The sequence below is a fragment of the Arthrobacter sp. zg-Y1143 genome (genome assembly GCF_030125565.1).
In the GTDB taxonomy this organism is placed as follows: domain Bacteria; phylum Actinomycetota; class Actinomycetes; order Actinomycetales; family Micrococcaceae; genus Arthrobacter_B.
This window is the reverse complement of the sequence record NZ_JASKLW010000006.1, coordinates 254,397-279,886: the sequence shown is the minus strand read 5'-3', so window position 1 is coordinate 279,886 and position 25,490 is coordinate 254,397. Positions and strand designations below refer to the sequence as shown.

The following is a 25,490-nucleotide window of genomic DNA, read 5'->3' as shown; positions in this document are numbered from 1 at the left end:
CCTATGTCCCACAGAGCCCTCACGCCGCGGATCGCGGCAGTACCGCCCCGTCCTGTGCCCGCAGTGCCCAGGCACCGCGGGCAGGCCGTCCAGGAGGAGGTGGAGCCCGGACGGAACCTCGGCCTGGTCCTCACGGGCCTGCTGCTCTCGGTGCTGCTGGCCGCGCTGGACCAGACCATTGTGGCTACTGCGCTGCCAACCATTGTGGGCGACCTCAACGGGCTGGAACATCTGTCCTGGGTGGTGACCGCGTACATCCTTGCCGCCACCATCGGCCTGCCGATCTACGGGAAGCTCGGAGACCTGTTCGGGCGCAAAAGCATCTTCATTTTCGCCATAGCGGTTTTCCTGGCCGGTTCGGTCTTGTCCGGGCTGTCCCAGAACATGGGCCAGCTGATCGCTTTCCGTGCCCTGCAGGGTATCGGCGGCGGCGGGCTGATGATCGGGGCGCAGGCCATCCTGGGGGATCTGGTCTCGCCCCGGGAACGCGGCAAGTACATGGGCTTGATTGGGGCGGCGTTCGGGCTGGCCTCCGTGGGTGGCCCGCTGCTGGGCGGCTGGATCACCGATGCCTGGTCCTGGCGGTGGGTGTTCTACATCAACCTGCCCATCGGGGCGCTGGCGCTCGCCGTCGTGATCGCCTCACTGCACCTGCCCAAACCCGAGGGCAGGCGTCCGAAGCTGGACTATGCCGGCGCGGGACTGCTGGCACTGGCCAGCGCTGCCCTGATCATGCTGACCACCTGGGCCGGGACCACATATGCCTGGTCCAGCCCGCAGATCCTTGCCCTGGCAGCCGTGACCCTGGCCGCGGCCGGGGCGTTCATCCCGGTGGAGCGCCGCGCCCCCGAACCCATCCTTCCGCTGGGGCTGTTCCGCAACCGGAATTTCCTGCTCCCCGTGCTGGTGGGCATCTCCGTCGGGATCGCGATGTTTTCCACCATTTCCTACCTCCCGACCTTCCTGCAGATGGTCAACCGCGCCACCGCCACCCAGTCGGGCCTGATGATGCTGCCCATGATGGGCGGGCTGCTGCTCACCTCCATCGGCACCGGCCAGCTGATCTCACGCACGGGACGGTACAAGGTCTATCCGGTGGCCGGCTGTGCCGTGATCATTGCCGGACTGGTCCTGCTGTCCCGGATCTCGGATACGACGCCGTACGGGTTCACGGCCCTGGGGATGCTGGTGATGGGCATGGGGATCGGGATGCTGATGCAGAACCTGGTGCTGATTGTGCAGAACAGCGTGCCGGGCAGGGACATGGGGGCAGCGATCTCCGGGGCGAACTATTTCCGGCAGATCGGTGCCTCGTTCGGCATTGCACTGTTTGGCTCCATCTTCATCCACCGGCTGGGCAACGAAATGGCGGCGGCGCCGCCCGGGGCAGGGGCCGCCGCGGGCGGAGACATCAACTCGCTCAGCCCGGCCATGCTGCGCAGCCTGCCCGCACCGGCGCAGGACTTTATCGCCGCCGCGTTTGGGCACGCGCTGCCGCCCATCTTCCTGCTGAGCGTGCCCATTGTGGCGGCAGCCCTGGTGCTGTGCCTGTTCATCAAGGAGATTCCGCTGTCCACAACAGTGCGGGTGGAGGCGAAGGAAGAGGCCTAGGAGATGCCGTAAGTGAACAGCATGTACAAGAGCCACAGGATCAGTGCCACCACAGCGCTCTGCCACACCAGGGAGGGAATGATGTACAGCCGGGCCGCGAGCTTCTTGTTGCCGTTCCGGAGCGCTGCAATAAAACCGCCTACGGATGCGACCAGGGTGAGGATGCCGAGGATGGCAATGAGGTCAACAAGGCCGCCCCAGCCGGAACCATAGGCGTAGTCGCCCATACTGCCGGCCCAGACAATGAGGGGCATCAAGGCCAGGGCCCAGCCGAGGGTAACGATGACGATGCCGGCGATTGCCCCGCCGCCGAAGCGCTCCCGGGGTGCTTGGGGGAATTGCTGGTACGGGTTTCCAGCCGTTGGTGCCCCCGGGTACGGGTTTCCAGCCATGGACGCCCCGGGGTACGGGTTTCCCTGCATTGGGGCACCGTTATACGGGTTCTGGTAGGCCCCGGCGTACCCCGGCGGCGGACCGGGTTGCTGCTGCGCCTGCTGCTGCGCCTGTTGCTGGGAGGCCTGCGGGTCCTGGAGGGGAGGCTGTCCGGCGGGCGGCATGCCGGTGTGCATGGCAGGGTCCATGGTTGGCTCCATCGGTTGGGGACGGGAATCTGGAACCAGTGTGCACCAGGCGGGCGTGTTTAGCCCGTAACCCCTTGCCCGGGTGTGGATGAACGGTCCGTTAGCGGGGACCAAAATACCGGATCCGGCACCTCGTGGTGCCTATTGTCCGCCGCTGGTCGTACACTGAAGATGACGCTGTTCGAATATATGTTCGAATTAGTTGCCGGCTGTTAACCAACAGGGAAACCACCAAGGAAACCAACAGGGAAACTGCCACCGGCAACCAGTGCAGCCAGTAAAAACCAGCGGGGATGGCGGCGTGCGGTGTGCACGTGCCGGGCGGGGAGGGAAGCTGAATGGGTGTCTTCAGCGAAGCAATAGAGGTGGTGTGCTCGCCCGCGGGCAAGCCCCTGCGGCTGGTGTGGGGCGGGCACACCTACAAGGTGGGCGCTGATCCGGTGCGCTGGTATGAACGCCGCAACTGGTGGGAAGAGGAAACCCGGGCCGAACGCGGCCACGGCGCCGGACTGGTGGATACCGAGATCTGGCGGGTTCAGGCCCGTGTCAGTGAACACTCCGAGCTGCGCACCCTGGACCTCTCGCACCACGTGAACACCGACCGCTGGCGCCTGATACGGATCCATGACGCACTGAGACCCAGTGCCTGAGGGGACAGCACCAACCCCATGAGCTTTATCCACCTGCACGCAGCCACTGCCTTCAGCGCCCACTACGGAGTGTCCTGGCCCGAGGAGATGGCCGCTGCCGCTGCTGCCGACGGCGCCGATGCCCTCGCCTGCACCGACAGGGACGGGTTGTACGGCACCGTCAAGCATCTGCGCGCCTGCATGGAGGCAGGAATCGACCCCATTGTGGGAGTGGACCTCGCCATCCTGGACGAACACAACACCGTCACGGGCCGGGTGGTTCTCCTGGCCCGCGGATACAACGGCGGCGCCGGCTACCGTGCCCTGTGCCGGCTGATCTCCGCAGCCCACGCCGGCACCTCGGCTTCCCGGGCACGCACCGGCAAACCCGTAGGCGTCACCATGGAGCAGCTGGCCGCCCATGCCCGGGGAACACTGGCAGAAGACGGAACTCCCATAGGGGAGGCCGGGCAGCCGGTGCTGACTGTGCTGGTAGGCCCGCAGTCCGACGTCGGCGTTGCCATGCGCAGCCGCAGCTATGCCGTGGCGCGTACCCTCTTCGCCCGCTGGCGCTCGCTGATCCCTGCGGGGGCGCTCGCCGTCGAGGTGGTGACGCACCTGGCCCCGCCGGGGGAGAACCTCAGCCTCGCCCACGCGGTGCGGATGTTCCGGCTGGCCGATGAGATGCGCGTACCCGCCATCCTCACCAACGCCGTGCGGTACGTGGATGAGGACGGCGCCGCCACCGCTGACGTGCTCGACGCCGCGCGCTCGCTGACCTCGCTGTCCCGGCTCCCTGACCTGCAGCCCAACGGGCAGGGCTGGCTCAAGGGCACACGCCAGATGACGGCACTTGCCCGGGAGATCAGCTCGGAAGCGGGCTACGGCTCCGGGGGAGCGGCACGGATGCTGGCTGACACTGCGGCGCTCGCCGATGACTGCCGGATTGACCCGGTGGCGGACATGGGCTGGAAACAGCCAGTGGTTCCGGAAGCATCGGTGATCGGCATCAACGCCGAACCCATGACGGAACTGCGCCAACGCTGCGAAGCGGGGATCACCCGCCGGCTGCGCGTGCAGGACTCCATCGCCGAGGTCCAGATGCGCAACCGGCTCGAACACGAACTGGGCATCATAGAACGGCTCGGCTTCGCCTCCTACTTCCTCACGGTCGCCGAAGTCTCGGCCATGATCACGGGAATGGGGGTACGCGCCGCGGCCCGCGGCTCGGGCGCCTCCTCGCTGGTGAACTACCTGCTGGGAGTCAGCCATGTGAACCCGCTGGACCACGACCTGATCTTTGAACGCTTCCTCTCCCGGGACCGCTCCACGCTGCCGGACATCGACATCGACGTCGAAAGCGCCGAGCGGCACAATGTGTACCACCGCATCTTCGAACGCTTCGGCTCCGAACGGGTCACGCTGATGAGCATGCAGAACGGTTACCGGGCCCGCGGGGCGGTGCGCGACGCCGGACTGGCCCTGGGTATGGATGAAGCCGACATCGGAGCCGTGGCCAAGCAGCTGTGGCGCTTCTCGGCGCGCAACTTCCGTGAGGCGCTCGCCGAAAAACCGGAACTGCGCGAAATCTCCGGCCAGGTGGAAAACAACAAGCAGTTGGACCTGCTGGTAGATCTCACCGAACGGCTGGACCGCCTGCCCCGGCACATCTCCATGCATCCGTGCGGGGTGATCCTGGGGGACAAGTCCCTGCTGGACCGCACCCCGGTGCAGCCCAGCGGACTGGGCTTGCCCATGTCCCAGTTCGACAAGCACGACATGGACCCCATGGGCATGCTCAAGCTGGACGTGCTGGGTGTGCGGATGCAAAGCGCCATGGCCTTTGCCGTGCGCGAGGTGGTGCGCGTGCATTCCTCGCGTGAGGAAGTGATTGCCGCCGGCGGTCACCGGGAGGCACCGGATGCCCCGGATCCGGAGTTCATCGAACCCAGCGGCCGAATCAACCTGGATGCCGTGCCGTTCGACGACGAACCAACCTACGAGCTGATCCGCAGCACCCACACCCTGGGCTGCTTCCAGATTGAATCCCCGGGCCAGCGCGAACTGGTGGGCAAACTCGCTCCGCGGGAGTTCAATGACCTGATTATCGATATCTCCCTGTTCCGCCCCGGTCCCATGAAATCCGACATGGTCCGCCCGTTCCTGGAACACCGGCACGGCTTTTCCCCGGAGGTGTACCCGCACGAGGCGCTGCGCCCGGTACTGGCGGAAACCCACGGGGTCACCGTTTTCCACGAACAGGTGCTGCGCACCCTGAACGTCTTTACCGGCTGCGGCCTGGCCAAGGCAGATGAGCTGCGCCGGCTGCTGGGCAATGAAGCGGCAGAACCGGGGGTGGAAGAGTACTTCCGCAGCAAGTCCGCGGCACGCGGCTACACGCAGGAGACCATCGACAAGGTCTGGGACACGCTCAAGGCTTTTGGCAGCTTCGGTTTCTGCAAGGCCCACGGGGCGGCCTTCGCCGTGCCCACCTACCAGTCGGCATGGCTGAAGGCGCACCATCCGGCGGCCTTCCTGGCCGGGATCTTCGAGCATGATCCCGGTATGTATCCCCGCCGGCTGCTGGTGGCTGAAGCCCGGCGGATGGGCATCCCCATCCTGCCCCTGGACATCAACTGGAGCGGGGAGCAGTACCGGGTGGAGCGGACCGAAGAGGGAAAGCTGGGCATCCGGCTGTCCCTGGCCGGGATCTACGGGCTCTCCGCCGTTGAGCTTCGGCGCATTGCCGCCGGGCAGCCCTATGATTCCCTGGCGGACCTGCGGGCCCGGGCGCGGGTCTCCCGGCCCACGCTGCGCCGGCTGGCCCAGCTCGGCGCCTTTGATTCGCTCAGCAGGCAGACCGGCTCGGCCGGCAGCCGGGCGGACCTGATCCAGTACCTGGACGCCGCCCCGGCCAAGTCCGCCTCCCGCAAGCATGATCCGATTCCCGGGCAGCTGGCCCTGCCGCTGGGGGACACCGAGCTGAAGAACCTGCGCCACCAGCTGCCCGAACCGGGGCTGCGTGAGAAGGTCCGCACCGAACTGGACCTGCTGTCCGTGGACGTCAGTGCGCACCTGATGGAAAGCTACGGCCCGCTGCTGAAGCGGCTGGGAGTCACACAGGCGGAGGCTCTGATGGACCTGCGCAACGGCACCGAGGTGCTGGTGGCCGGGATCCGGGTGGCCACACAAACCCCGCCCATGCGCGGCGGCCGCCGTGTGGTCTTCATCAGCATTGACGACGGCACCGGGTGCGTTGACTGCACGTTCTTCCATGAAGCCCAGGAGAAAGCCGGCCCGCTGCTGTTCGGCACGGAACTGCTGCTGATCCGCGGCCTGACCCGCCGCACGGGTGCCCGCGGCATCAGCCTGCAGGCGCTGGAAGCATGGAATCTGGCGGACACAGGCTCGCTTCCGCTGCCGGTTCCCCAGCGCGGCATGTTGGTGGGGCACAAGCGCAGCGGATAACATCGGTACGGGCGTAGAAGGAGCCGGCCGAGTCCAGGCCGTGCCGCAGACCCCGTACAAACAAATCTAGGAGACAACGTGTCAGTGCCAGAGAAGTTCACCCTCATCGTCGACGGCGAAGAGACCACGGTGGATACTGGCACCACCGGTGCGCAGCTCTTCTTCGAACGCCGCGACGTCGTCGTTATGCGCGTGAACTCGGTCCTCAAGGACCTGGACACCCCGCTGGAACAGGGTGACGTGGTGGAATCAGCCACGATCGAGTCCGAAGACGGACTGAACGTCCTGCGCCACTCCACCGCCCACGTGATGGCCCAGGCCGTGCAGCAGCTGCGCCCGGACGCCAAGCTGGGCATTGGCCCGTACATCAAGGACGGCTTCTACTTCGACTTCGACGTCGCCGAGCCGTTCACCCCCGAAGACCTGAAGACGCTCGAGAAGATGATGCAGAAGATCATCAACTCGAACCAAAAATTCGTGCGCCGCGTGGTCAGCGAAGACGAAGCCCGCGAAGCCATGGCCAACGAGCCGTACAAGCTGGAGCTGCTCGGCAAGAAGGACGGCGCCGAGGAAGCAGGCGAGGGCGCGAACATCGAGGTGGGCGCCGGCGAGATCACCATTTACGACAACGTGGACCGCAAGTCCGGCGAGACCGTCTGGTGTGATCTGTGCCGCGGCCCGCACCTCCCCAACACGAAGCTCATCTCCAACGCCTTCGCGCTGACCCGCTCCGCCGCCGCCTACTGGCTGGGCAACCAGAAGAACCAGCAGCTGCAGCGCATCTACGGCACCGCCTGGCCCACCAAGGACGCCCTGAAGGCCTACCAGGAACGCCTGGCCGAGGCCGAGCGCCGCGACCACCGCAAGCTGGGCACCGAACTGGACCTGTTCTCCTTCCCGGATGAGCTGGGCTCCGGCCTGCCGGTGTTCCACCCCAAGGGCGGCATCATCCGCAAGGCCATGGAGGACTACTCCCGCCAGCGCCACACCGAGGCCGGCTACGAGTTCGTCTACACCCCGCATATCACCAAGGGCCACCTCTATGAGGTCTCCGGCCACCTGGACTGGTACCGGGACGGAATGTTCCCTCCCATGCACGTGGACGAGGTCACCGACCCGGAGACCGGCGAGGTCACCAAGCCCGGCCAGGACTACTACCTGAAGCCGATGAACTGCCCCATGCACAACCTGATCTTCCGCTCCCGCGGACGGTCCTACCGTGAACTGCCGCTGCGGCTGTTCGAATTCGGCTCCGTGTACCGCTACGAGAAGTCCGGCGTCATTCACGGCCTGACGCGCGTGCGCGGCATGACCCAGGACGACGCCCACATCTACTGCACCCGCGAGCAGATGAAGGACGAACTGACCAGCACGCTGAAGTTCGTGCTGGACCTGCTTCGGGACTACGGCCTGGACGACTTCTACCTGGAGCTCTCCACCAAGGACCCCGAGAAATACGTAGGTTCAGATGAGGTGTGGGAAGAAGCCACCCGCACCCTCGCCGAGGTAGCCGAAGCCTCCGGACTGGACCTGGTGCCGGATCCGGGCGGAGCAGCGTTCTACGGCCCGAAGATTTCCGTGCAGGCCCGCGACGCCATCGGCCGCACCTGGCAGATGTCCACCATCCAGCTGGACTTCAACCTGCCCGAGCGCTTCGAGCTCGAATACCAGGCCGCCGACGGCAGCCGCCAGCGTCCGGTCATGATCCACCGTGCCCTGTTCGGCTCCGTGGAACGCTTTATGGGCCTGCTGACCGAGCACTACGCCGGTGCGTTCCCGGCCTGGCTGTCTCCGGTCCAGGTGGTCGGCATCCCCGTTGCCGAAGCGTTCAACGACTACATGTTCGACGTCGTCGACAAGCTCAAGGCCCACGGCATCCGTGCCCAGGTGGACACCGGCACCGACCGCTTCCCGAAGAAGATCCGCACGGCCTCCAAGGACAAGATCCCGTTTGTCCTGATTGCCGGCGGCGACGACGCCGAGGCCGGCGCCGTGTCCTTCCGCTTCCGTGACGGCAGCCAGGACAACGGCGTGCCCGTTGAAGAGGCCGTCAAGCGCATTGTCGAAGCCGTCCGGAACCACGACAAGTAGGGCGGCGGGAACACCATGGCAGAAACAGACGACACGGAAATAACGGACACGTTTGAACTCGCCGGCGTTCCCGACGCGTTCCAGCGGCTCTGGACCCCGCACCGCCTCGCCTACATCAAGGGCGGACAGAAGCAGGTCTCCTCAGAAGAGTCCTGCCCCTTCTGCGCCGCACCGGGGCGGACGGACGAAGAATCGCTGATTGTGCACCGCGGGAAGCATGCCTTCGTCATCCTGAACCTCTTCCCGTACAACGCCGGCCACCTGCTGGTCTGCCCGTACCGGCACGTGCCGGACTACACGGACATTGACCCGGAGGAAACGGCGGAAATTGCGGCCCTGACGCAGACCGCCATGCGCGTGCTGCGGAAGGTGTCCGGCCCCTCCGGCTTCAACCTGGGCATGAACCAGGGCGAGACCGGCGGCGCCGGCATTGCCGCGCACCTGCACCAGCACATTGTGCCGCGGTGGGGCGGGGACGGAAACTTCCTGCCGATCATCGCGCAAACCAAGGCCATCACCCAGACCCTGGGCGAGGTGCGCCGGCAGGTAGCCGACGCCTGGCCCGCAGACGGCTCCGGCCGGGACAGCGAGGACTGACGCGTGCTCAACAAATACGCACGGGGATTCTTCACTGCTGTTTTCACCCCGCTGGCCACTTGGCTGCTCCGACACCGGGTCACCCCGGACATGGTCACCATTGCCGGAACGCTCGGCGTGATGATCGGCGGCCTGGTCTTCTACCCGCTGGGTGAACTCTTCTGGGGCACCATCTTCATCACTGCGTTCATATTCTCCGACGTCATCGACGGCATCATGGCCCGGCAGCTGGACCGCAAGGGCAGCTGGGGCGGGTTCCTGGACTCCACACTGGACCGCTTCGCCGACGGTGCGTTGTTTGCCGGCGTGGCCATCTGGTTCTTCACCGGCGGCGGCAACGACGCCATCGGCATCATGGCCGTCCTGTGCCTGGTCGCGGGAATGCTCGTCTCCTACATCCGGGCCAAGGCAGAGTCCCTGGGCTTCAACGCCAACGTGGGTATTGCCGAGCGGGCCGAACGGCTGGTCTCCCTGCTGGTGGCCACCGGGCTCGTGGGCCTGGGCGTCCCCGAGGTGCTGCTGCTGGTGGTGCTGGTCCTGCTGACCCTGGCCAGCTGCGTGACCATCGGCCAGCGGATGCACGCCGTCGCCAAGCAGGCACGGACGAACAACCCGGCGGCCTAACCGGGCTGCAGACGTTCAAAGGGCGGAACCGGTGAACCGGTTCCGCCCTTTGCGTCTGCCGGCCCTTGGAACTCCTAGGCCAGTCCGCGGCGGTCCAGCAGCGGCTGGATTTCCGCGTCACGGCCGCGGAAGTGCCGGAAAGCCTGCAGCGGATCGATGCTGTTGCCGCGCGAGAGCAGCTCGGTCCGGAACCGGTCCCCGTTTTCCCGGGTCAGGCCGCCGTTCTCCTTGAACCACTCCACCGTGTCGGCGTCGAGCACTTCACTCCAAATGTAGGCGTAATACGCCGCCGCGTAGCCGCCGGCGAAGATGTGCTTGAAGTAGCCGGTGCGGTAGCGCGGGGGCACCAAATCCAGGTCCACTCCCGCGGCGGCCAGGGCACGTGCCTCGAAGGCTTCGGGGTCTTCCACGGTTTCGCCGGGCGCCAGTTCATGCCAGGCCAGGTCCAGCAGCGTGGCACCGAGGTATTCGGTGGTGGAGAAGCCCTCGCCCCAGGTCGAGGCGGCAAGGACCTTGTCGATGACGTCCTGCGGCAGCGGCTCACCGGTGACGTGGTGCCGGGCGAAGTTGGCCACCACTTCCGGCCACAGCATCCACATCTCGTTCACCTGGGAGGGGTACTCAACAAAGTCCCGCGGCACCGCCGTGCCGGAGAACTGCGGATAGGTCACGTCAGAGAACAGTCCGTGCAGTGCGTGGCCGAATTCGTGGAACGCGGTCACCACCTGGTCGAAGGTCAGCAAGGTGGGTTCGCCCGCGGCCGGCTTGGAGATGTTCAGGTTGTTGATGACCACCGGCGGTTCCTCCAGCAGTCGCGACTGGTGCACCAGGGAATTCATCCAGGCCCCGCCGTTTTTGGTATCGCGGGTGTAGTAGTCGCCCAGGAACAGGCCCAGCCCGGTGCCGTCGGCGTTATGGACTTCCCATACCCGGACATCGGGGTGGTAGCCGGCCAGATCCGTGCGTTCCGTGAAGGTCAGCCCGTACAGGCGGTTGGCGGCATAAAAAACACCGTCGTGCAGGACACGCTCAAGTTCGAAATACGGGCGCAGGGCGGCAAGGTCGACGTCGAACTTCTCCCTGCGGACCTGCTCCGAGTAGAAGGCCCAGTCCCAGGCCGCCAGCTCATGGCCGTCGCGGCGTGCCGCTTCGCGCAGCAGCTCGGCTTCGGCACGGGCATTGCGCACCGCGGCCGGTGCCAGCTTGTCCAGCATCTCGTGGATGGCGTCCAGGGACGGGGCCGTCTGGTTGTCGGTGGCGTACTCCGCGTGGTTCGCGAAACCGAGCAGGGCTGCCTTCTCCGCCCGGAGCGCAGCCATTTCGGCCGCGACGGACAGGGTGTTGCGGTCATTGTCGCGGAAGCCGCGCCGCAGGGAGGCTTCGTGCAGGCGGCGGCGGGTCTCCCGGTTGGTCAGCGAGGACAGGGCGGGCTGCGGCGTGGGCAGCACCAGGGAGAGCAGGTACTTGCCCTCATGCCCTGCCTCGTTGGCTGCCGAGGCCGCTGCAGCTATGTCGTCGTCGGAGAGCCCGGCCAGCTCGGCAGCGGTGTCCACTACCAGGGCAGAATCGTTGGTGTCCTTCAGCAGCCGCTGGGAAAACTCCGTCCCCAGTTCGGAAAGCCGCGCATTCAGTTCCCGCATGCGCGCCTGCCCGGCGTCGTCGAGCTGCGCCCCGGCACGGATGAAGTGGCGACGGTATTCGGAGACCAGCCGCGACTGTTCGGCGTGCAGCCCGTCGACCTGTCCGGCGACGGCCTCTACCCGTTCAAAAAGCTGCCGGTTCAGGTAGATGGCATCCTCGTGGGCGGCCAGCCGGGGTCCGATTTCCTGCTGGATCCGCTGCACGCCCTCGGTGGCGTGGGCGGCGCACAGGGTGAAGAAGACGACGGCGGTGCGCCCGAGCTGCTGCCCGGAAGCTTCCAGCGCGGCGATGGTGTTGGCGAAATCGGAGGCCGCCGGGTTGCCCGCAATGGCCTCGATCTGCGCGGCATGTTCGGCGATTCCGGCCTCAAAGGCGGGCAGGAAGGTGTCCTCGGTAATCTGCGCGAACGGGGGCAGCTGATACGGGAGGGTGCTGGGAGTGAGGAAAGGGGTGTCCATAAGGCCCAAGACTGGCACACCGGCCTATTCCAAACCAATGTGACCCTCCCGTAAGATCGGGCCGATTCCCCGCTGCCCGCAGTCGCAGGCCTGGGGGCATATTCCCTGGGGGATTCATGAAACGCAACGCACGTGTGGGGAGCTCTGGCCTTGGTTCGAGCCGGGTTGCGGCGGCGACGGCGGGAATGCTGCTGGTTGCCCTGGTGCTGGGCGGCTGTATGGCCGCGGAGGACGGGGATGACGGCGAGGGGGAGCGTGTGGTGCCGGCGTCGTCGTCGCCCGCGGCAACCGCTGCTCCCGCCATCCCCGGCAAAGGGCCCGCGTGCCCGGCCGCGGACTGCTTCTCGCTGATGCTGGCCGGGGACCTGCTGGTCCATCCGCAGCTGTGGGACCAGGCCGCGGCCGACGCCGCCGCCACCGGGAAGGGCCCGCTGGACTTCGAACCGCTGCTGGCGGGGCAGGTGGACTACATTGCCGCAGCGGACCTGGCCGTCTGCCACATGGAGACGCCCGTGGCCGAACCCGGCGGCCCGTATTCCGGTTATCCGATGTTCAACGTGCCCCCGCAGATCCTCACTGCAGCGGCCGCTGTCGGCTATCGGGCCTGCACGACGGCCAGCAACCACACAGTTGATGCGGGCACGGCGGGGCTGAACCGCACGCTGGGGGTGCTGGATTCGCTCGGCTTGGCGCACACCGGGTCCTACGCTTCGCAGGAAGAGGCGGGCCGGCCGATGATCCTGTCCGCTCCGGCCGGCAAGGTGGCGGTCATCGAGGCGACGTACGGGTTGAACGGGCTGGCAGCTGAGTATCCGTGGCAGGTGGATCTGCTCGATGCCGAGGCGATGATCGCCAAGGCACGGCTGGCACGCGCCCAGGGGGCCGACGTCGTCGTGGGCGCCATCCATGCCGGTGAGGAATACGCGTCCGCGCCCAACAGCGAGCAGGTGGAAACCGCCCATGCCCTCGCGGACAGCGGGGAGTTCGACTTCGTTTACGGCCACCACACCCACTCGGTGCTGCCCATCGAAAACTACAACGGCACCTGGATTGCCTACGGCCTGGGCAACGCTGTCACGGAACTTTCGCCATGGTACGACGTGAACAACGAGGGCCTGATAGTGCGGGCCCAGTTCGCCCGCGACGACGACGGCGCGTGGTCCGTGAGTGATCTGGCCTGGGCGCCGTCGGTCATTGTCCGGGACCCGTATCGCTGGTGCTCAGTGGCTGCGGACCTGCCGCAGGGGGAGTGCGCGCCGGCCGGGCAGCGCGAAGCCGTCCGGGCTCGGACTGTTTCGGTGGTCGAGTCCCTGGGGGCGGCCGGCGCCGGGGCGCACGAGTGGTTGGTGTCGCGGGAGGGCTCGGGAAAGTAGCGGGGGAAGCGCGGGGCGGGGCGGACGGGGCGGACGGGAGGTACGCGGGAAGGCTGGGAGGCACGCGGGGAGGCTGGAGCGGGGGAGCGCGGGAGGCTCGGAGGGTCTCTACCTCCACAGGACAGTGCGTCTGCGGCGTTGTGAACAAGAAAAAGTATCCGGTTTGGAACGCCTCGCCCGCTCCATAAACTCGAACACATGTTCGAATTATTGACCCCTCGAGGGGCGGCTGCTGAGGTACCGGCCGCGGTGGACCAGCCCAATGCGGCTCCCATCCCGGTTTCCGGGGCGATATCCGGGGTGGGAGCCGTAGAGACCGTTTCCGGCTGGATCCGCAGGTTGTCTAGCCCCGCCTCTTTGTCTGCGGTAGGCGGTGAGGCAGATGCCGGCCTAGTGGATCAGCTTCGCGTTCTGGAGGAACTAAAAGCGGCCGCCAGCGCTGCCCAGGCGAGGGTCGCCGTCGCGCTTGACGGATCAATCCGCCGGGCGCATGCGCGGGCCGGGATCCCCCGCAAGCAGCAAGGCAGGGGAGTGGGTGCCCAGATCGCGCTGGCCCGCAGGGAATCACCGGCCCGGGGCGGGCGGATCCTGGGCTTCGCCAACGCTTTGATTGAGGAAATGCCCTGCACCCTGCAGGCTCTGTCCGAAGGCCGGATCAGCGAGTGGCGGGCCACCCTGCTGGTGCGGGAGACCGCCTGCCTGTCCGTGGAGGACCGGCGGCTGGTGGATAAGGACATCGCGGGGGACCCTGCCGAGTTGGAGGGTCTGGGTGACCGCCGGCTGATCGCCCGGATCCGGAAACTGACCTACCACATCGACCAGCAGGCCATCGTCCGCCGGGCAGCGAAGGCGGAGGCCGACCGGTATGTTTCCTGCCGTCCGGCGCCGGACACCATGACGTACGTGACCGGTCTGCTGCCGGTCGCGCAAGGGGTAGCCGTGTATGCAGCACTGAGCCGGGAAGCGGACTCGCTGCGGGCACACGGCGACACGAGAGGCCGGGGACAGATCATGGCTGACACCATGGTGGAACGCATTACCGGCCTCTCACGGGCTGATCGCGTGCCGCTGGAGGTCCAACTGGTGATGACCGACCGCACGCTGCTGAGCGGATCCGCTGAGCCGGCGCACCTGGACGGATACGGGATCGTTCCTGCCATGTGGGCGCGTCATGCCGTTGGCACGGCCGCTGCAGCAGCAACCGGCCAGGCCCGGCAGGGCGGCGAATTGTCTGCCCGGGGCCGCTCCGACGGCGGGGAACAATCACCGGGGCTTTGGCTCCGGCGGCTGTATACGGCTCCGGCAACAGGTGACTTGATCGGGATGGATTCCAAAGCGCGCTGTGCCCCGGAATCCCTGGCCCGGTTCATCGAAACCCGGGACCAGTTCTGCCGCACCCCGTGGTGCGGCGCACCCATCCGCCACCGCGACCACATTCAGCCTCATCGTGCCGGAGGAAGCACCGATGCCGGCAACTTGCAGGGTCTGTGCGAGTCCTGCAACCAGGCGAAGGAGGCACCGGGATGGAAATCGGTGGTGATAAAGCACGGCGCCGGTCTGCCGGCTACGGCTTCCCCACCACGGCACACCGTCGAGATCACCACCCCCACCCGGCACCGTTACCGTTCCACGGCGCCTCCGCTGCCCAGTGATACGGAATGAGGAAAGCTGCCAGGGCTGTCGTCATGGCTAACACTGCGGGCCGGGGTGACGGTTTACGCTGCAAGAAGTCATGGATCGCCTATCCATTTCCGCATGCTGGAACGAAATCTTTTCAAGGAGTATCTCCATGGTCCAACCCGAAGCACGTGCAGCCTCATCCTCGACTGAACTGGTATTTTCGTTCGGCACCTTGTCGGACGAGCAGCTGCAGCGGTCTCTGTTCGGTCACCGGGTAAACATGGTTGAAGACTCTCTTGTGGGGCACGGAACCACCGAGGTTGTCATCACCGACACAGATGTGATCGCCAAGAGCGGTAAAAAGGTTCACCCCGGCCTTATCCGGCGTGAAGGTGACACCGTACCCGGCTGGCTGCTGGCTTTAAGCCCTGATGAATTGGCCGCTGCCGATGCCTATGAGGTCGACTCCTATGTCCGCCGCCGTGTGTCCACCGGCACCCGTGGGCAGGCATGGTGCTACGTCTCCGCCAACCCCCTGAACGCCGCAGAACGCATCGCCTTGATTGGCGACAGCATCGCCTACGGACGCTGCACCCCGGATGGTGGCTGGGCCGCCCGGGTCGCCGCGCGGCACATCACCCGGGACGAGGTGAACAACCGGTTCTTCAACCTGGCGTGGCCCGGAGCCACCATACTCGAGGCCTTAGACGCGGCAGAGGCCGAGGCGACCGCCCGCCGCGCCGACACCGTGCTAGTAGCGGCTGGCCTCAACGACCTTCTTCACGCCGACGGACGAGACGGGGCGCAAGTGCGCCACGATGTGATCACAGCGTTGGAAGCATTCTGCGAAGCCATGGAGTTGCACGGACGGCGCGTGGTGGTGATGAGCCCCAACTGGGTGGACACCACTGTGATGCCCAGCCTTCGTCTAGACGACATTTTGGACCTGCGGGAGACTTTGAGGTCCTGGTGCGAGCGTACCTTCAGGGATTTCCTCGACACCTGGGACATCCTGGCCGATCAGCCGACCCTATTGAGTGACGGGATCCATCCCACCGCCGAGGGCTACCGGCTGCTAGCCGAGGCCGTCGCTGAACGAAGCCTTGAGGGGGTGTGGTTGTGAAAAGGTTCTATGTTGCGTCCAGCTTCACGAACATCGTCAACGTCCGGTACGTCGCACGCACCTTGGAAAGCAGGGGCTACATCAATACGTACGACTGGACCCGGAACGCCTCGGCGCGCGACGCGGGTACAGTCACCCTCGCCGATCTGCGCTCCATCGGGCAGCGTGAGCGGGATGCGGTGATAGGTGCCGACATGGTTGTAATCCTGCTTCCAGGCGGGAAGGGCACGCATGTTGAGCTTGGCATCGCGATCGCTCAAGGCAAACGGGCCATCCTGCATTCGCCGACCGACGTCATGAACAACCTTGATATCACCAGCACGTTCTACCACCTGCCCGAGTTGGAGAAGAGCCACGGAACCCTGGACGACCTCATAACCATGATCATTGGTCAAGAAGTGACCGTCGCCGCGGTCTGACGCCCGGCCGAGCCTCCAGCTGCATGCCACGCACCCCGCCACGCCAGCGCCGGGTAGGTCCGCCCCAGCAACCATTCCTCGTACCATGAACGGCATGACTGGCACACGGTTAATCGGGAGCACGCGAGAGGCTGCGTGGTTGCCGCCTGGCAGTTCTGCGGAAGTTTGGGTCGGTGGCGACTGCCGGAGCGACGATTCGGTGATCGTCATTCGGTTGCTGCTAGTGCGGCGCAACCAAGACGGCGCATCTGAATTTTTTTGCGTCTCGACAGCTAAGGGACCGAATATCCCGACTCGCTATTTGTATTCCGGTCTTGATCATGAGTCCGTGTCCCAGGGGCTTAAACGACTCTTGCAGGACATTTTCGGGACGACGGAAATTGCCACTCGTTGTATCGGCTTTATCCGGAATGTCGTCCCCACACCTGACGAAACCTATGGATACCCGGCCCCCTGGGCTCATGTCCCGGTGTTTCTGGTCACTGATACCGCTCAGCCCGTCATAGACGGCGAATGGTATGGAGCTGGCCGAGCGCGGATCGAGCTGGCGCACCAGCATTGGTGGCCGATTGTTGAGGAGTACTTAACGAGGTAACCCGGCGTTCCATCCGGTGGCGATCACAGTGCCGTTCGCGCGCAGTCCCACGGTGTGGGACCTACCGGTATTGGAAGCGGTGTGGACGTTTCCGGCGGCAACTGAACCGACGTCGGTCCACTTGCCGACGCGGCACTCCTCGGCATGAGGAATTCCCGCGGACACCACTGAGCCGTGGAAATTCACGCCGAATGAATGGCGCCGCCCTGCGGCGATAACCCCAACCTTAGGAATAAACGTGTTCACAGGGTGCACCCTATCTGGCAGAGACTGCAGGCGCCGTTTCAGGCGCCGTTTGCCCGCCCGAGGACACCCATGAGCGGGCAAGGGGCCTAATGCAGGAGTATCTGGTAGAGATTGTGGTCTTGCCATTTTCCGGCAATCTGCAGGTATCGCGGCGCCATTCCGATTTGCTGGAATCCCGCTTTCAGCAGCACCCGCTGCGAGCCAGTGTTGTGCAGAAGAGTGCTCGCTTCGATGCGGTGCAGCCCGAGTTCGTCGCGGGCCGTTTCGACGATCACCTGGACGGCAGCCGATGCCAGTCCTCGGCCGGCGTATGTGCCGTCCACCCAGTAGCCAAGACCGGCACTCTGGAAGGGTCCACGCACGATTCCTGCGAGGTTGAATCTGCCCACGACGGTGTCGCCGGCAAACAGGCCAAAGGGATACTGCGCGCCGGCTTCATTCGCAGCCAGGCGACCGGATATGTCATCGGCCTGCCAAACCTCGGTGTAGTAGTCCTCGGGGCGAACCGGTTCCCAGTGTGAAAGGTAGTCCCGGTTGCGCACGTACGCTGCGGTAAGTGCTTTCGCATCCGTCAGGCGTAAAACGCGCATGCTGACATCTTCACTAAGCTGATGCGTCCTAAACATCAGTCCACAGTAATACTCACGGCCGTCGGACCTGGACGACATTGAGCATTCAGGTGCGGGCCGACAGATAGGACGGGAGACGGGAAACGCCGAAGTCAGAACGCGTGGGAGTCGGATTCCTCAATTGGTGCAGATTCATCGCTCATTTCCGCATGGCGGATAACCAGGGACGCGGTGATCAGCGCGGCCCCGAACAGCACGCACAGCCCCAGCAAGACTAGGTACATCAGCGATACCAGCACTGCAGCGGGCGCTGATTCCACGATGGAGGGAAGCAAGAGGTTCGCGGCGTCTCCGACGCCGAAGTTCCTGTTGATGAATGGACCAAGAACTATCAGGACGACGGCAGCGATACCGAACCTGGTTCCAAACCTCATCGTTGACCTGGCCAGTGCTGTACCCGACATCTCACTCCTTGGTTGAACGGTTTTCCCACATGTTTGGGACTGAGTATGGGCGCAGGCTGCGGCGGTATCAATGCCGCGCCGGACGGAGACGGAGACCCACCTACATGGAACAGGTAGCCGTGAGGAATCCGGCAAAATGTGGGTATGCCCCTTGATGATCTGCGTACCAGCCTCCAAGCACTTCCCGCATCACAACGGAGAGATGGGTATCTCGGGTTCCTGAACACGGCAGGGGATGCCTCACTGCGCAGGGACGGCGGCCCGGAGCATGTCACGGGGTCATGTTTCGTGTTTTCCCCCGCATTCGATCACGTTCTCCTGTGTTTTCATCGCAAGGGGCAGTTCTGGGTGCAGTTCGGCGGTCACATTGAACCGGAGGATGCTTCAGTTGCGGACGCGGCGCAGCGGGAGGCCCGCGAGGAGTCCGGGATTAGCGACCTTGTACTGTTTACCCGGGAGATCATGGATCTTGACCACCACGATCTGCAGGCGGGTTTCTCTTGTTCGGCTCATTGGGATGTGGGGTTTGCCGCGGTCGTGAGCCCGGAGGCGGTGACTTCAGTGAGTGAGGAGAGCGAGGCCGTCCGCTGGTTCCCGGCCAACGAATTACCGGCCCAAGTGCCGGAAGGATTCAGCACGCGCCTGGAACTCGTGCGGGATACGGCTAGGTCTTTGCCGGGGGCCCAGGTCAGCTAAGCGCTCAATCGCTCCTCGTGCTTGCGTCGGGCCCGGGCCGCGAGGAACAACAAGGACCCGATCGCTACGTAGACGGCGGCACTGAGCCAGATGGTCCCGCTTTGTTGGGTGAGGAGTGCGATGCTCGCAATGATCGCGAGGACCGGCATGAACCGGGGGGCGCTGAAGTGGTCATGATCCACTTTGTCCTTTTTGAGGACGAGGACGCTGACGTTGGCAGACAGGAACACCAGGAGCAGCAGCAGCACGGTGGTTTCGGCCAACGAGGCGACATTTCCGGTGAGGGTCAGGACAATCGTTAGTCCGGCCACGACCACAATGGAGACCCACGGGGTGCGGCGGCCCGGCAGCACGCGGCTGAAGGCACGAGGGAGCAGTTCTGCTTCGGCCAATCCGTAGCCGACGCGGCTGGCCATAACCATAAACAGCAGTGCGCCATTGGCGATGGCGATCAGCGCGATGATGCTGAAGAGTCCGGGCGGGATTGCCACGCCGCTGGCGGCGACGACGGCGAGAAGGGGTCCGGTGGAATCGGCCAGCTCCGTCGGGTCCATAACAATGACGGCGCCGAGAGCGATCAGGAGATACACCACCCCGGCGGTGCAGATGGCGCCGAACAATGCGCGGGGGTAGGCCTTGGAGGGGTTACGTACTTCCTCGGCCATGTTTGCCGCCGCCTCAAAACCGAGGAAGGAGAAAAAGGCGACGATGGATGCGGCGAAGGCGCCCTGGAGGGGAGGGACGTCCGGCGCGAATTCCAGGAGCCGGGATGGTTCCCCGTTGCCGGAGCCGAAAACGATGGCGCAGACGACGATGACGATGACGAGGCCGGATACCTCGATGACGGAAGCTACGAGGTTCGCGGTGAGGGACTCTTTGACGCCGCGAAGATTGATCAAAGTCAGCAGGATGATGAACACCACCGCTGCGGGCGCTTCCGGCACGTCGATGAGCGCCGTGAGGTAGTCGCCTGCGAAGGCGTTCGCGAGGGCAGCGGCTGTGGTGATTCCTGAGGCCATCATGAGGAAACCGACGAGGAATGACACGTAGGGGATGCCGAAAGCCCGGTCGGCGTAGCGGGCGGCTCCTCCAGCATGCGGGTACTTGGTGATCAGTTCCGCGTAGGTTGTGGCAGTGAGCAGCGCGACGACCAGGGCGATCAGCAGGGGTATCCAGATCGCGCCACCGACGTCGGCGGCCATGGTACCCACGAGGGTGTAGATACCGGCGCCGAGGGTGTCGCCCACGATAAACGCGAACAGCAGCGGTGCACCGATTGCCCGCTTCAGTCCGGTTTGTGGTTTTGATGTGGCTGTGCCGGTATCGTCCGTCATTGGACTATTGGATGGTGTTTGCCGTCCCAGCGCAACTACTTGGATGGAATCTTCAACACCTGAATTAACGAAGCACTTCCCTTGGGCTGGAACTCGGGAAGCGTAGCTTTGCCTTCCGTGCGACACACTTGGGCCCATGGGGGACATGTATGGGTATGGATGATCTTTCAGCGCCCGCTGATCGGGCGGACTCTTTCCGGGCTATGTACACAGCGGTGTACCCGGATGTGCTCCGGTTCGTGCAACGGCGCACAGGCGCGGCTTTGGCCGAAGACGTGGTGTCGGATGCGTTCCTCGTTGTATGGCGCCGCTTTGCCGAGGTTCCCCGGAACCACGACGACGCGCGGGCCTGGACGTTCGGAATCGCCCGGAACGTCATGTTGAACGCCGAGCGCAGCGAGCAGCGCCGGCAGGCCCTCGGCGTCCGGCTCAGTGACATTGGCGGTGAGCCTTACAGCAGCTCGCACGAGGATGCGGTGATGAGCCGGGTCGACCTCAGCCGCGCGTGGCATCTCCTGTCCGCAGTGCACCAGGAAGCACTAGGCCTGTCAGTCTTCGAGGACCTTTCCGCTCCGCAGGCGGCCGTGGTGCTCGGCATATCCCCGGTGGCCTACCGGCTCCGGCTAAGCCGCGCACGCCGCGCCCTGCGCCTGCTCATTGATCATCTTCCGGACCCTTCCAGCAGGTCAGCAGCAGCACCCGAAAGGACGGCAATGCCATGAAACGCCTTCAGGACATAGACACAATGCTGCGCAGCATGGACGCAGCGAATGAAGCCCCGGACGCCCGTCCGCAACGGGTGCAGGCCGACCTCGAGCACATCCTCGCTGGCAGCACTGCACGGAGGACGACGGCGACGGCGCCCGCGACGGTTCCGGCCAAGGTCGGGGTTGGGGAGCCGGCCAGGGCTGGAAGGAATGACCCATTCCGGGGGCAGAAGCACGGGGCGCCCGTCCGACGTCGGCGCGCCGTCGTCCTCGGCGGGTTGGCCGCAGCCGCCACGGCCGGGCTGCTCGTCCTCCCTTCGCTTTCCGGCGGTGATGCAGCATTCGCTACGTGGACAGCGAACCCGGTAACCCTTTCCGGAGCCGACCTCGATGAGGCCGCGGCGGACTGCATGGCATCGAACAAAAACACGGGGGACGGGATGTATGCACAGGACCTTGCCGCCGCGGAGGTGGCTATCGCGGAGCGCCGCGGTGAGTGGATGACCGTGGTCCTTACCGGCGCCGACGGTTTCGAAGCGACCTGCATCACCGATGGTTCCGCGCCCCTGTTCGACGGGGGCATGATCGGCTCCATCGGCAGGCTCGGCGCCGAAACCGATCCCGCTGCTCGATCCCTCGCGCCCACCCAGCTGGGAACCGGGATGATCAGGAACAAACCAATCTCGATAGCTTCAGGGCGAGCCGGCGACGACGTCGTGGGAGTGACGTACACGAGTATCGCGGGTGAGGAAGTGGCTGCGACCGTGTTCAAAGGACACTTCGCCCTGTGGCTGCCCGGCGCCGAACTCCAGGACGCATCCGGTGGTGGCACAACCGTTAATGTCACCTACCGCGACGGAACCACCGGGACCCAGGAACTCAGCTTCTAGGCCCTGCGCCCCGCGCGCGAACTACCGCGGCCGCTGCCCGGCGTGCTGCCGGGCCATTTCGGAGAGCTTGGACAGCTCGGCCAGGTCCTCTTCGGAGCGCGGCGTCGGCTCAAAGCTGCCGAATTTCCGGATGGCGGCCTGCTGGATCAGGAAGTCGGCAATGGCCGGGTTCTTGGGCAGCAGGGAGCCGTGCAAGTAGCTGGCCACCACGTTCTTATACCGGGCGCCCTCGGTGTTGTCCTTGGTGTTGTTGCCTTCACCCTTGCGCACCTCGGCCAACGGCTCGACGCCGGGGCCCAGGAAGGTCTGGCCGCTGTGGTTCTCGTAACCGTGGATCTCGCCGAACTCGCTGCTGACGGAGAGCACGTTGCCGATCAGCCGCACATCGCCGCCGTGCGTTTCCAGGTCCAGGATGCCGATCCCCGGGATCAGCGTGCCCTCGTGCGTCTTGAAGAACTTCCCGAACAGCTGGTACAGGCCGCAGATCACCAGCATCGGCAGGCCGTCGTCGGCCAATGCCCGCAGCGTGGGCGCGAGTTCCTGGAGGTCCTGCTGGATCACCACCTGCCCGCTGTCCTGGCCGCCGCCGCCCACAATGATGTCCACGCCCTCGGGGAAGGTGTCCCCGGCGTTGTATTCCTCCACAACGGGGATATAGCCGTACCATTTCAGGCGCTGCTTCAGCACCAGGACGTTGCCCCAGTCGCCGTAAATGTTCATTTCCCGCGGGTACAGCTGCAGGATTTTGATGGTGCGGTCCTCGGTCATGAGACCACCTCTACCTTCGTGATCTTGGAGAGTTCCCGGCGCACGGCCAACATGGCGGTGTACGTGCAGAAGATCCGCATGGGAACCCCGGGGGAGTCCTTGATGAAACGCTTCAGGCCGTCCGTGATGTCCGGTTCTACGGTGCGTACGGGCACGTCGTCGTACTTCAGGCGCAGCGCCATGTCATAGGCGCGCACACCGCTGACCACGTCCACGCCGCCGTCGGCGAGGGATTCGAAGTCCACGTCCCATAGCCAGGACATGTCCCGGCCGTCGGCGTAATTGTCATTGATGGCAATCATGGTCGAGTAGCCGTGAGCCGCAAAAGATTTCAGCCCGAGGCGGAAACCGCTGGGGTTCTTCACCAGCACCAGTTCCAGCGGCTGCCCGTTGACCGTCAGTGATTCGCCGCGCCCGAAGGCCGGCTCGACGTTGGACAGCGCGGTGAACAGTGCCTCGGCGTCGGTGTCCTTGCCGGTGATGGTCCTGGCGAAGGCCAGCGCAGCAGCGGCATTGAAGATGTTGTAGACGCCTCGGAGCTTGAGGCCGGAGGTGCGGGTTGCGCCGTCGACCAGGAAATCGGCATCCGCCTCGCCAACACGGGTCAGGACGACGTCGGCTTCCTGCGTGGCTGCCAGGGCCTCGGCCAGGCTGCCGCGCATCTCGTCGTCATTGGGGAAGGTGCTGCGCAGCGAGGCATCCAGGCCGAAGTACACGGCGCGCTGGGTAGTCAGGGACTCGGCAATGCCGGCGACCCGGGGGTCCTCCCGGTTCAACACCACGGTCTCAGTGGTGGCACGGGCAATCTGCTCCAGCAGCCGAGTGGTCTTGTCGATCTCGCCGAACCGGTCCAGTTGGTCCCGCAGCACGTTCAGCAGCAGGCTGTAGCGCGGCTGGATCAGCTTCACGAAGTGCACCGCGTGCGCCTCGTCCAGTTCCAGGACGGCGATGTCGGCATCCAGCCGGCCGCGCATATTCACCTCGCCCAGCAGGGACGCGGCCACACCGCGGGTGAAGTTGCTGCCCGTGCGGTTGGTGAAGACCTTCAGGCCCTGGCTCTCGAGCAGCTCCACCACCATCTTGGTTGTGGTGGTTTTGCCATTGGTGCCGGAGACGACGGCGACGCCGAGCGGCAGGTCCGCGAGGGTGCGGCGGATGAAGTCGGGGTCGATTTTCTCCACCACCAGGCCCGGCAGGGCGGAGCCGCCGCCACGCAGTTTGGAGGCACTGCGGACCAGTTTTCCGACCAGGATGGAGAAAGAACTCATGGTTACTGAATATAGCGCACCGCCCTGTCCGCAGGCGGGCCGGGGCGGCGTGAGGCTGCACGCAAAGCGGGACGGGAACCGGTGTTTTTGACCCGGGCCGGAGCGGCAGCAGGGGCCGCAGGGGAAAGTGCGGCAGCGTTTCCGCCGCCGGAACGGGATTCGGTCGCTAGAATTATGGCAGTGCGTTCGGGAAGCCAGCCGGTGTCCCTGTCTGGGCGGGTATTCCCGCGGTCCAAGGCAGGCGGTGGGCGGCCGGACTTTTTATCCACAGGATCTTTAGGAGAAGCGTAGAGCATGTCGGGCCACTCTAAATGGGCAACCACCAAGCACAAGAAGGCCGTAATTGATGCCAAGCGCGCCAAGTCCTTCGCCAAGCTGATCAAGAACATCGAAGTTGCAGCACGTGCCGGCGGCGCCGACATGGCGGGCAATCCGGCCCTTGAACTGGCCGTTTCAAAGGCCAAGAAGACCTCTGTGCCCATCGACAACATCAACCGTGCCGTCAAGCGCGGTGCCGGCCTGCTGGGCGAGGCCGTCGACTACCAGACCATCATGTATGAAGGCTATGGTCCCCAGGGCTCGGCCCTGCTGATCGAGTGCCTCACGGACAACAAGAACCGTGCAGCATCCGAGGTGCGCCTGGCGGTAACGCGCAACGGCGGCAACATGGGCGATCCGGGCTCGGTGGCCTACATGTTCACCCGCAAGGGCGTCGTGAACCTGCCCAAGAACGGCCTCACCGAAGATGACCTGCTGATGGCCGTGCTGGATGCCGGCGCAGATGAGGTCAAGGAGTCCGGCGAGAACTTCGAGATCATCTCGGAGCCGCAGGACCTGCGCGCCGTTGTTGGTGCCCTGGAAGAAGCCGGCATCGAGTACGAAACCGACGAAGCCGAATTCGTACCCTCCATGCATGTGGAACTGGATGCCGATGCTTCCCGCAAGTTCCTCAAGCTCGTGGACGCCCTCGAAGAGCTCGACGACGTGCAGAACGTCTACTCCAACGCTGACATCCCGGCCGCAGTCATGGCCGAGCTTGAAGAAGACGACTAAGCGCCGATTCAGTGTCTTTACGCGTCCTGGGGGTGGACCCCGGCCTGACCCGCTGCGGCCTCGGGGTAGTTGAGGTCGAAGGGAACCGCCGGGCCACCCTCGTGGCCGTCGGTGTTGTAGGCACCGTGGCCGGAACCGCCCTGGATGCCCGGCTGCTGGTGATCTCCGAAGCCATCGAACTGTGGCTGGATACCCACCGGCCGGACGTCCTGGCGGTGGAGCGGGTCTTCAGCCAGCTCAACGTCAGCACCGTGATGGGCACCGCCCAAGCCTCCGGCGTCGTCATTGCCGCCGCGGCCCGGCGCGGCATTCCCGTGGCCCTGCACACACCCACCGAGGTCAAGGCGGCGGTCACCGGATCCGGTTCGGCCAACAAGGACGCGGTGGGGAAGATGGTCACCAAGATCCTGCGGCTGGACGAAATGCCCAAGCCCGCCGACGCCGCCGACGCCCTGGCCCTGGCCATCACGCACGCCTGGCGGCGCGGCGTAGCCGGCCCCGGACCCACTGCCGGTTCGGCATCCCGGGGCACCGCACCGAACACCGGCATGACGGCGGCGCAGCGGCTGTGGGCGGAAGCGGAAGCACGCGCAAAACGCGGAAGCTACTGAACAGCAGGGGAATGCGGGCACCAGCAAGTAGGGTATTCGTAGATATGTTCTATA

At 65.2% G+C, this 25,490-nt stretch carries 22 protein-coding genes; 15 read left to right on the top strand and 7 right to left on the bottom strand.

From position 1 onward, the window contains the following. The first annotated feature begins 3 nt into the window (after positions 1-3). Positions 4-1,611, top strand: coding sequence for an MDR family MFS transporter (locus QNN98_RS09810; protein WP_227926193.1), 1,608 nt, complete (start codon positions 4-6; stop codon positions 1,609-1,611). Here QNN98_RS09810 and QNN98_RS09805 read toward each other — a convergent pair. Then, positions 1,608-2,192 carry a hypothetical protein gene (locus QNN98_RS09805; protein WP_283996934.1) on the bottom strand — a complete coding sequence of 195 codons (585 nt, stop codon included), beginning with the start codon at positions 2,190-2,192 and terminating at the stop codon, positions 1,608-1,610. The genes QNN98_RS09810 and QNN98_RS09805 overlap by 4 nt on opposite strands. A 338-nt stretch (positions 2,193-2,530) precedes the next feature. Between QNN98_RS09805 and QNN98_RS09800 the strand changes: the two genes are divergently transcribed. From QNN98_RS09800 to pgsA, 5 genes are all read left to right on the top strand, one after another. After that, positions 2,531-2,842 (top strand): DUF6504 family protein, encoded by a 312-nt coding sequence (locus QNN98_RS09800; protein WP_227911528.1) that lies wholly within the window; start codon positions 2,531-2,533, stop codon positions 2,840-2,842. Positions 2,843-2,860: 18 nt separating this feature from the next. Then, positions 2,861-6,289, top strand: a complete 3,429-nt coding sequence (locus QNN98_RS09795; protein WP_283996933.1) for a DNA polymerase III subunit alpha — start codon at positions 2,861-2,863, stop codon at positions 6,287-6,289. Positions 6,290-6,367: 78 nt separating this feature from the next. Further along, positions 6,368-8,380 (top strand): threonine--tRNA ligase, encoded by a 2,013-nt coding sequence (gene thrS / locus QNN98_RS09790; RefSeq protein WP_227911526.1) that lies wholly within the window; start codon positions 6,368-6,370, stop codon positions 8,378-8,380. A gap of 15 nt (positions 8,381-8,395) precedes the next feature. Next, positions 8,396-8,977, top strand: a complete 582-nt coding sequence (locus QNN98_RS09785) for an HIT family protein (RefSeq protein ID WP_227926196.1) — start codon at positions 8,396-8,398, stop codon at positions 8,975-8,977. A gap of 3 nt (positions 8,978-8,980) precedes the next feature. Then, entirely contained in the window at positions 8,981-9,601 is a 621-nt protein-coding gene (gene pgsA / locus QNN98_RS09780) for a phosphatidylinositol phosphate synthase (RefSeq protein WP_283996932.1), read from the top strand. A gap of 74 nt (positions 9,602-9,675) precedes the next feature. Here pgsA and QNN98_RS09775 read toward each other — a convergent pair whose 3' ends face one another. Further along, positions 9,676-11,700 carry a M3 family metallopeptidase gene (locus QNN98_RS09775; RefSeq protein ID WP_283996931.1) on the bottom strand — a complete coding sequence of 675 codons (2,025 nt, stop codon included), beginning with the start codon at positions 11,698-11,700 and terminating at the stop codon, positions 9,676-9,678. A gap of 116 nt (positions 11,701-11,816) precedes the next feature. Between QNN98_RS09775 and QNN98_RS09770 the strand changes: the two genes are divergently transcribed. From QNN98_RS09770 to QNN98_RS09755, 4 genes are all read left to right on the top strand, one after another. Next, entirely contained in the window at positions 11,817-13,073 is a 1,257-nt protein-coding gene (locus QNN98_RS09770; RefSeq protein WP_283996930.1) for a CapA family protein, read from the top strand. Positions 13,074-13,466: 393 nt separating this feature from the next. Next, the gene (locus QNN98_RS09765) at positions 13,467-14,735 is read left to right on the top strand and encodes an HNH endonuclease (protein WP_283996929.1); all 1,269 of its coding nucleotides are present in this window, start codon (positions 13,467-13,469) and stop codon (positions 14,733-14,735) included. A 127-nt stretch (positions 14,736-14,862) separates the two neighbouring features. Next, positions 14,863-15,816 (top strand): GDSL-type esterase/lipase family protein, encoded by a 954-nt coding sequence (locus QNN98_RS09760; protein WP_283996928.1) that lies wholly within the window; start codon positions 14,863-14,865, stop codon positions 15,814-15,816. Next, entirely contained in the window at positions 15,813-16,235 is a 423-nt protein-coding gene (locus QNN98_RS09755) for a hypothetical protein (RefSeq protein ID WP_283996927.1), read from the top strand. Before QNN98_RS09760 ends, QNN98_RS09755 begins: the two co-directional genes overlap by 4 nt. 927 nt (positions 16,236-17,162) lie before the next feature. Here QNN98_RS09755 and QNN98_RS09750 read toward each other — a convergent pair. Together QNN98_RS09750 and QNN98_RS09745 are read right to left on the bottom strand one after the other, a co-directional pair. Further along, complete coding sequence (locus QNN98_RS09750; RefSeq protein WP_283996926.1) at positions 17,163-17,702, bottom strand: GNAT family N-acetyltransferase; 540 nt, start codon at positions 17,700-17,702, stop codon at positions 17,163-17,165. 95 nt (positions 17,703-17,797) lie between these two features. Beyond that, entirely contained in the window at positions 17,798-18,109 is a 312-nt protein-coding gene (locus QNN98_RS09745) for a hypothetical protein (protein ID WP_283996925.1), read from the bottom strand. Between the two features lie 144 nt (positions 18,110-18,253). Here QNN98_RS09745 and QNN98_RS09740 point away from each other — a divergent pair, with 144 nt between their 5' ends. After that, positions 18,254-18,805, top strand: coding sequence for an NUDIX hydrolase (locus QNN98_RS09740; protein WP_283996924.1), 552 nt, complete (start codon positions 18,254-18,256; stop codon positions 18,803-18,805). Here QNN98_RS09740 and QNN98_RS09735 read toward each other — a convergent pair. Then, positions 18,802-20,139, bottom strand: a complete 1,338-nt coding sequence (locus tag QNN98_RS09735; protein ID WP_227911516.1) for an APC family permease — start codon at positions 20,137-20,139, stop codon at positions 18,802-18,804. The two genes, QNN98_RS09740 and QNN98_RS09735, sit on opposite strands and share 4 nt — an antisense overlap. A gap of 149 nt (positions 20,140-20,288) precedes the next feature. On the opposite strand from QNN98_RS09735, the gene QNN98_RS09730 reads away from it, so the two are divergent. After that, positions 20,289-20,861, top strand: coding sequence for an RNA polymerase sigma factor (locus tag QNN98_RS09730; protein WP_283996923.1), 573 nt, complete (start codon positions 20,289-20,291; stop codon positions 20,859-20,861). Continuing rightward, the gene (locus QNN98_RS09725; protein ID WP_283996922.1) at positions 20,858-21,736 is read left to right on the top strand and encodes a hypothetical protein; all 879 of its coding nucleotides are present in this window, start codon (positions 20,858-20,860) and stop codon (positions 21,734-21,736) included. The genes QNN98_RS09730 and QNN98_RS09725 overlap by 4 nt, the downstream gene beginning before the upstream one ends. A 21-nt stretch (positions 21,737-21,757) precedes the next feature. Here QNN98_RS09725 and QNN98_RS09720 read toward each other — a convergent pair whose 3' ends face one another. Together QNN98_RS09720 and QNN98_RS09715 are read right to left on the bottom strand one after the other, a co-directional pair. Then, a complete protein-coding gene (locus QNN98_RS09720) occupies positions 21,758-22,504 on the bottom strand; it encodes a type 1 glutamine amidotransferase (RefSeq protein ID WP_283996921.1) in 747 nt (248 codons plus the stop codon). Beyond that, the gene (locus tag QNN98_RS09715; RefSeq protein ID WP_283996920.1) at positions 22,501-23,772 is read right to left on the bottom strand and encodes a Mur ligase family protein; all 1,272 of its coding nucleotides are present in this window, start codon (positions 23,770-23,772) and stop codon (positions 22,501-22,503) included. Before QNN98_RS09715 ends, QNN98_RS09720 begins: the two co-directional genes overlap by 4 nt. A gap of 294 nt (positions 23,773-24,066) precedes the next feature. Here QNN98_RS09715 and QNN98_RS09710 point away from each other — a divergent pair, with 294 nt between their 5' ends. Together QNN98_RS09710 and ruvC are read left to right on the top strand one after the other, a co-directional pair. After that, positions 24,067-24,825 (top strand): YebC/PmpR family DNA-binding transcriptional regulator, encoded by a 759-nt coding sequence (locus tag QNN98_RS09710; protein ID WP_227926209.1) that lies wholly within the window; start codon positions 24,067-24,069, stop codon positions 24,823-24,825. 11 nt (positions 24,826-24,836) lie between these two features. Continuing rightward, a complete protein-coding gene (ruvC, locus tag QNN98_RS09705) occupies positions 24,837-25,436 on the top strand; it encodes a crossover junction endodeoxyribonuclease RuvC (RefSeq protein ID WP_227911510.1) in 600 nt (199 codons plus the stop codon). The last annotated feature ends 54 nt before the right edge of the window (positions 25,437-25,490 follow it).

Excerpts from the sequence above, each read along its gene's own strand:
- QNN98_RS09810 (WP_227926193.1), top strand. The coding sequence starts at position 4 with ATGTCCCACAGAGCCCTCACGCCGCGGATCGCGGCAGTACCGCCCCGT.
- QNN98_RS09805 (WP_283996934.1), bottom strand. The coding sequence starts at position 2,192 with ATGGACCCTGCCATGCACACCGGCATGCCGCCCGCCGGACAGCCTCCC.
- QNN98_RS09800 (WP_227911528.1), top strand. The coding sequence starts at position 2,531 with ATGGGTGTCTTCAGCGAAGCAATAGAGGTGGTGTGCTCGCCCGCGGGC.
- QNN98_RS09795 (WP_283996933.1), top strand. The coding sequence starts at position 2,861 with ATGAGCTTTATCCACCTGCACGCAGCCACTGCCTTCAGCGCCCACTAC.
- QNN98_RS09785 (WP_227926196.1), top strand. The coding sequence starts at position 8,396 with ATGGCAGAAACAGACGACACGGAAATAACGGACACGTTTGAACTCGCC.
- QNN98_RS09775 (WP_283996931.1), bottom strand. The coding sequence starts at position 11,700 with ATGGACACCCCTTTCCTCACTCCCAGCACCCTCCCGTATCAGCTGCCC.
- QNN98_RS09770 (WP_283996930.1), top strand. The coding sequence starts at position 11,817 with ATGAAACGCAACGCACGTGTGGGGAGCTCTGGCCTTGGTTCGAGCCGG.
- QNN98_RS09760 (WP_283996928.1), top strand. The coding sequence starts at position 14,863 with ATGGTCCAACCCGAAGCACGTGCAGCCTCATCCTCGACTGAACTGGTA.
- QNN98_RS09750 (WP_283996926.1), bottom strand. The coding sequence starts at position 17,702 with ATGTTTAGGACGCATCAGCTTAGTGAAGATGTCAGCATGCGCGTTTTA.
- QNN98_RS09745 (WP_283996925.1), bottom strand. The coding sequence starts at position 18,109 with ATGTCGGGTACAGCACTGGCCAGGTCAACGATGAGGTTTGGAACCAGG.
- QNN98_RS09740 (WP_283996924.1), top strand. The coding sequence starts at position 18,254 with ATGCCCCTTGATGATCTGCGTACCAGCCTCCAAGCACTTCCCGCATCA.
- QNN98_RS09735 (WP_227911516.1), bottom strand. The coding sequence starts at position 20,139 with ATGACGGACGATACCGGCACAGCCACATCAAAACCACAAACCGGACTG.
- QNN98_RS09730 (WP_283996923.1), top strand. The coding sequence starts at position 20,289 with ATGGGTATGGATGATCTTTCAGCGCCCGCTGATCGGGCGGACTCTTTC.
- QNN98_RS09725 (WP_283996922.1), top strand. The coding sequence starts at position 20,858 with ATGAAACGCCTTCAGGACATAGACACAATGCTGCGCAGCATGGACGCA.
- QNN98_RS09720 (WP_283996921.1), bottom strand. The coding sequence starts at position 22,504 with ATGACCGAGGACCGCACCATCAAAATCCTGCAGCTGTACCCGCGGGAA.
- QNN98_RS09715 (WP_283996920.1), bottom strand. The coding sequence starts at position 23,772 with ATGAGTTCTTTCTCCATCCTGGTCGGAAAACTGGTCCGCAGTGCCTCC.
- QNN98_RS09710 (WP_227926209.1), top strand. The coding sequence starts at position 24,067 with ATGTCGGGCCACTCTAAATGGGCAACCACCAAGCACAAGAAGGCCGTA.